Origin of the sequence: Rhodococcus sp. IEGM 1307 (genome assembly GCF_030056915.1) — a bacterium.
Classification (GTDB): Bacteria; Actinomycetota; Actinomycetes; order Mycobacteriales; family Mycobacteriaceae; genus Rhodococcus_F; species Rhodococcus_F opacus_D.
Window position 1 is genome coordinate 1 of sequence record NZ_JASHKW010000040.1, and the last position, 5,238, is coordinate 5,238.

4 protein-coding genes and 2 pseudogenes are annotated in these 5,238 nt (G+C 61.8%); 2 read left to right on the forward strand and 4 right to left on the reverse strand.

What is annotated here, in order from left to right; all coding sequences use genetic code 11:
• Window positions 1-265: 265 nt before the first annotated feature.
• Both QM841_RS41390 and QM841_RS41395 read left to right on the forward strand, forming a co-directional pair.
• Window positions 266-859, forward strand: a pseudogene (locus QM841_RS41390) (IS701 family transposase); the annotation flags it as partial.
• Window positions 860-1,323: 464 nt separating this feature from the next.
• Window positions 1,324-1,452 (forward strand): annotated as a pseudogene (locus QM841_RS41395) (IS3 family transposase); the annotation flags it as partial.
• 62 nt (window positions 1,453-1,514) lie between these two features.
• Here the strand turns inward: QM841_RS41395 and QM841_RS41400 are convergent.
• The 4 genes from QM841_RS41400 to QM841_RS41415 form a co-directional block, all read right to left on the reverse strand.
• Complete coding sequence (locus QM841_RS41400) at window positions 1,515-2,189, reverse strand: MBL fold metallo-hydrolase (protein WP_105423958.1); 675 nt, start codon at window positions 2,187-2,189, stop codon at window positions 1,515-1,517.
• A 515-nt stretch (window positions 2,190-2,704) separates the two neighbouring features.
• A complete protein-coding gene (locus QM841_RS41405; protein ID WP_105423959.1) occupies window positions 2,705-3,448 on the reverse strand; it encodes an SDR family oxidoreductase in 744 nt (247 codons plus the stop codon).
• A gap of 64 nt (window positions 3,449-3,512) precedes the next feature.
• On the reverse strand, window positions 3,513-4,256 hold the full coding sequence (locus QM841_RS41410; protein ID WP_105423960.1) for an SDR family oxidoreductase: 744 nt from the start codon (window positions 4,254-4,256) through the stop codon (window positions 3,513-3,515).
• 122 nt (window positions 4,257-4,378) lie between these two features.
• The gene (locus QM841_RS41415; protein WP_105423964.1) at window positions 4,379-5,113 is read right to left on the reverse strand and encodes an SDR family NAD(P)-dependent oxidoreductase; all 735 of its coding nucleotides are present in this window, start codon (window positions 5,111-5,113) and stop codon (window positions 4,379-4,381) included.
• Between the last annotated feature and the right edge of the window lie 125 nt (window positions 5,114-5,238).

Genomic DNA, 5,238 nt, shown 5'->3' on the forward strand with positions numbered 1-5,238 from the left:
ACGACATACCCTGGGACGAGACCGCGGCATGGCCAGTCCTTACCGACGCCTTCAGGCCGGTCGCCAGTTGACGCTGACTCGCGTGGGATGTCTACTACAAGGCCGGCAGCGCAGACGCATCTTCGACGCCGAACTGGCCGACGCCTACGCCGCGAACGCCGTCCACACGGTGTACGTCGCCAACTGCCGGGTCTATGGCGCCTGCACGATGTGGCACGCGATGAAACGCCCTGCTCACGACATGGGGCGCGATCAGGTTGCCCGCCTGGTGGCCCGGGCCCTCGATGCTGTGCCGTTCGGGTGGTTGACCGGCGAAGAAGCTTACGGGCAGGTTGGCCGAATTCGGATGTGGCTCGAATCCCGTGGTGTGGACCATGTTCTCTCGCAGTTCCGAAGTCGCAGATGGTGATCTCGATGGAGTTGCGTCAGCGCCGAGCCGACGCCGTGATCGCCGACCTGCCGGCGACGGCGTGGCAGCGGATGAACTGCGGCGACGGCGCCCACTGGCCCAGGTTCTACGACTGGGCGGTCGTCGGCATCCGGCCGCTGCGCGAACGCGGTCGCGGTCACTGGTTGCTGGCCCGACGGTCGATCACCGACCCCGACGAGATTGCGTACTATATCTGCTACGGCCCTGCCGACACCGAACCCGCCGAGCTGGTCCGGGTGGCCGGCAGTCGCTGGGCGATCGAGGAGTGCTTCCAGGCCACGAAGAACGAGACCGGACTCGACCACTACCAGGTGCGTGGGTTCCCGGCCTGGTACCGGCACGTCATCTTGTCGATGGCCGCGGCTGCCTTCCTGACGATCCTGCGTCGCGGCGCTCAAAGGGGATCTCCAGCCGGTGCCTGAGATCTAATACCTCTGACAATCAACAAGATACGGCGATTGTTCAACCGCGTCGACTGTCCGGTGCGACATGCCTCGTCCACGTCTGGCACTGGTCGAACTGGCGCCGCGCCAGCCACTACAATCATAGACATCACAAAGTGTCGTTGCAGTAGTAAACGAAATTCAAGTGCCCCGGAGCAATCCGTTGGGTTCCACCGCGTCGACTCGGGGACGTGCCTCACCCGACGGCACTGTGTTGCCGGGCTTTGCACTCACGCATCGCGAGAAGGACCAACAACTCGCTCAAATGCCGCGAGCCTCCGATTGCGCTTGACCACCCCACCAGACGCTGCCCTTGCCAGCTCGATGCTGTTGTCGGGATCGTGATCTGGGCCGTTGCTTAACCTCTGGATGTCGCGATGCTGATGCAGCACGTGGGCGGCGGAATGGTTCATCACTGCGAAAGTGATGAACCATTCCGCACGACATTGCGGATCCCCAGGCCCGATAGCCGGTCAATGTGGTGGCAACGCGGCGATGGAATCGTTCTTCGCGCTACTGCAACGTAATGTTCTCGACCGTCACCGCTGGAGCAGCCGTGAGGATCTCCGGTTGGCGATCGATTGCGGCGTGACAACCACCGGAGCGGGTCACTGCGGCGCGTGGGACATTTGCTCGACCGGTCACCAGCGGCGCTCGCGCCATTCCTCGAGATGGGGGCGTTCGGCGCCGATCGTGGTGTCCAGGCCATGACCGGGGTAGACGACAGTGCTGTCGTTAAATCGGTTGTACAGCTTCGTCTCGACATCGTGGATCAGGGAGTCGAAGTCGTCCGGTGTCTGGGTTTTCCCCACGCCGCCCGGAAAGAGCGAGTCCCCGGTGAAGAGGTGGGTCACGTCGTCGTCGAAGAACAGCGCGATCGATCCGTCCGTGTGTCCCTTGAGGTGGATCGCCTCGAGGCGGAGATCGCCGATCTCGATGATCTCGCCCCCGTCGACCAACCTATCGATACGCACCTGGATGGACTCGGCGTCGATACGGCCGGTCACTGTGGGAAGACCCGTTGCCTTGACCACTTCCTCGAGTGCGATCCAGTGGTCGGGGTGCCAGTGGGTGGTGAAGATCGCCTCGATGTTGCCGTGCGCCCTGATCAGTTCAATGAGGACCTCGCCATCATTGGCGGCATCGACCAGTAACGCCTTTCCGGTGCCTTTGTCGGTGATCACGTAGACGTTGTTGTCCATCGGCCCGACTGACAACTTTACGATGGTCGCGCTGGGTGTCGACTTACGCTGTGGCACTTTGTTTTCTCTGAAGTCGCCGGTGTAATCGTCGGAGATCTGGGCAGCTGCACTCATGGCATCAACCTTAACTGTCGCGGAGTAGGTTGGGGACTCACTGGACCCTGGAAAGTCTGCCGATTTCCGGTCGGCGACATCCCGGTTGTTGGTGCAGTGGGTGTCGTCGACCGGCGTCCGTGACCAGGCCTGCAATTTAGGGCGGCCTCATCGATCGGGAGGTCATGTAACTCAGAGAGTTCCGTGCCCGGCGTTCCCCTGCTTCCGTACCTATATCACCAGGGTGTCACGATCTCTTTGCGAAATCGCTAGTTGAACATCCCAACGCCCATGCTCACCCGGTGCAGAGCTGTGCAACCGTCGGCGGTTCGATCTGGTTCTGTCCTGCCCAGCCTCGGACCGCCGACGTGGAGCTACCGTCGGCCCCTGGAGTCTAGTGGTCGACGTTCGTCTCGGTTGCCCAGATAGGCGAAGTGCCTGTCGGGCAGTAACTAATCCGCGAGATGATGTTACTGGTGTCCGGATTAGCGGTGATAGCCCTCATTTGCGGACGGCAGGAACGGCATGGGAGGAGTTCAGAGCTGAGTGGCTCCTCCGTCCACGGCGAACTCGACGCCGGTGGTGTAGGTGGCGTCGAAGGCGAGGAATGCTGCCGCCGTGGCGACCTCGTGGGGGGTGCCGAAACGCTGCATGGGGTTGTCTGCGGTCCGCTCGGCTTTGAATTGCTCGGCGGCCTCCTTGCTCATCGTGTTTTCTAGAATTCCTGTGTCGATGGGACCGGGACTAACCGCGTTGACACGTATTCCGCGCGGTAGAAGCTCGCGGGAGAAGCTGCGGGCCATCGAGCGCACTGCCGCTTTGCCGGCCGCATACACGCTGATGTCCTGTAGGCCGATAGTATTCGCGACCGAAGTGGTCAGAACGACGCCGGCGCCGGTGCTCAGTAGCGGGGCGAGCTTTTGCACAGTGAAGTGTGCGCCTTTGACGTTGATCGCGTTCAACTCGTCGTACACCTTCTCGGTTGTCGACTCGAAGGGTGTGAGGGGTGCGATGCCGGCGTTGACGAACAGGGCGTCGATCGTGCCGAGTTCGCTCTTCACGCGATCGGCGAGAGCATCGAGGTCTGGCAGTGAGGCCACATCGCTTCGCAGGGCTACCGCGTTCTTGCCGAGCCGGACGACCGCGGCGTCGAGTGTGTTCTGAGAACGACCGGTAATCACCACCCTGGCTCCGCCCTCAACCAGCAGCTCCGCTATTGCGAAGCCTATGCCGGCGCCGCCACCAGTGATCACTACATTCTTGCCGCTGTATTTGCTCATGTCAGGATTCTTTCGCTCGTCTTTTCGAAGTTCGGTGTGCCCCTGCCTGCGACGGGGGAGATGTTCAGAGGCGGAGCCCGGCTCCTCCGCCGACTACGATGTTCTCTCCCGTGATGTAGGAAGCGTTGTCGGACAGCAGGAATGCAACGGTCGTGGCGACTTCGCGGGCTTGGCCAAGGCGCTGGAGGGGAAGTGACTCGGCCATGTCCTGTTTGATTGTGGTGACCTGCTCCGCCGGCAGTCCCATCTTGCCCATGATCGGTGTGTCGATCGGGCCGGGGCTGACAGCGTTGACGCGGATTCCGCGGGGAGCGAGTTCGATCGCGAGCGACGGGATCATCGTCAACAGTGCTCCCCGGCTCCCCGCTGCGACACTCGAGCCTGCCATTCCACGGGTTGCGCCGATCCCGACGGTGATGACGACCGCGGCGTCGTCGGTCAGCAAAGGTAGCGCCTTCTGCAAGGTGAAGAACTGCCCTTTGGCGTTGACGGCGAACACGCGGTCCCAGGTGGCCTCGTCGACCGCTTCGACGGGACTGGAAGATACGATCCCGGCGTTGAGGAATACGCCCGTGAGCTTGCCGAAGGCTTGTTCTGCCTCGTGAACCGCTCGAGTGGTGTCGTCGAGAGAGGCCGCGTCTGCTTGGACGACGATGATCTCCTGCGGGAAATGTGCGCGCGCTGCGGCGACGGATTCCTCACTGCTGCCCGTGACCATCACGCGGACGCCCTGTTCGTGCAACAGTTCGGCGGTTGCACGGCCGATGCCGCTTGTCCCGCCAGTGATGAGGACTGCTTGTTGATTCATTTGGTGATTCCTCAATGGTGTGACCCGGCTAATGTCTGACCTAGAGATCCGGTCAACGTCTGGCCCAGGGAGGATGATTGTTTCTCCGGTGGGTACGAATCCGGGCAGGGCAGATAATCGGCTCAAATGGCAGATGTGCCACCGTCGACCGCCAGCTCCACACCGTTGACGTAGGTCGAGTCATCGGATGCGAGGAACAGTGCCACTGTTGCGATCTCCTCGGGACGGCCCATTTGTCCACGCGGAATCAGAGACTCGAACTGCCGCTTCGTCTCTTCGTCGAACAACTGCTCCTGGATCGGCGTCGCAATCTGCCCCGGGCTCAAGACGTTGACCCGAATCCGCCGGTCCTTCAGCTCGTACAGCCACACCCGAGCGTAGGCGAGCAGCGCGGCCTTGCTTGCCGCGTAGACGCTCCACCCCGGCCACCCCTTCACCGAAGCGATCGACCCGGTCATGACAATCGATCCGCCATCATTGAACAGCGGGAGCGCCTTCTGAACCGTGAATAGCGTTCCCCGTGTGTTCAGGCCGAAGGTCCGGTCGAAATGATCTTCGCTGATCTCCCCGAGGTCGCTTGGCTCTCCCATTCCCGCGCTGGCGTAGAGCGCGTCGATGCTGCCCTTCTCGCGCTTGACTGTGTCGAACAGGCGGTCGAGGTCTTCGAGGTTGCTCGAATCTGCCTGCACGCCAGTCACGTTCCGTCCGATCGATTCGAGGGCCGCATCCAGGGCCTCCTGCCTACGGCCGGTGATGAACACGTACGCGCCCTCCTCCACGAACAACTTGGCGGTGGCCAGCGCTAACCCGCTCGAACCGCCCGTGATGACCGCGACCTTGCCGTCGAGCTTCCCCATGTCCGTTCCCTCCATCGCTTGTCGTACTTCCAACATCGACATTACAACGTAGGTACGTAAAAAGACAAACCTTTGGGAATTGGATGCCACCTTCTGCATCGCCTTAGATCAGAAGGCGGGAAATC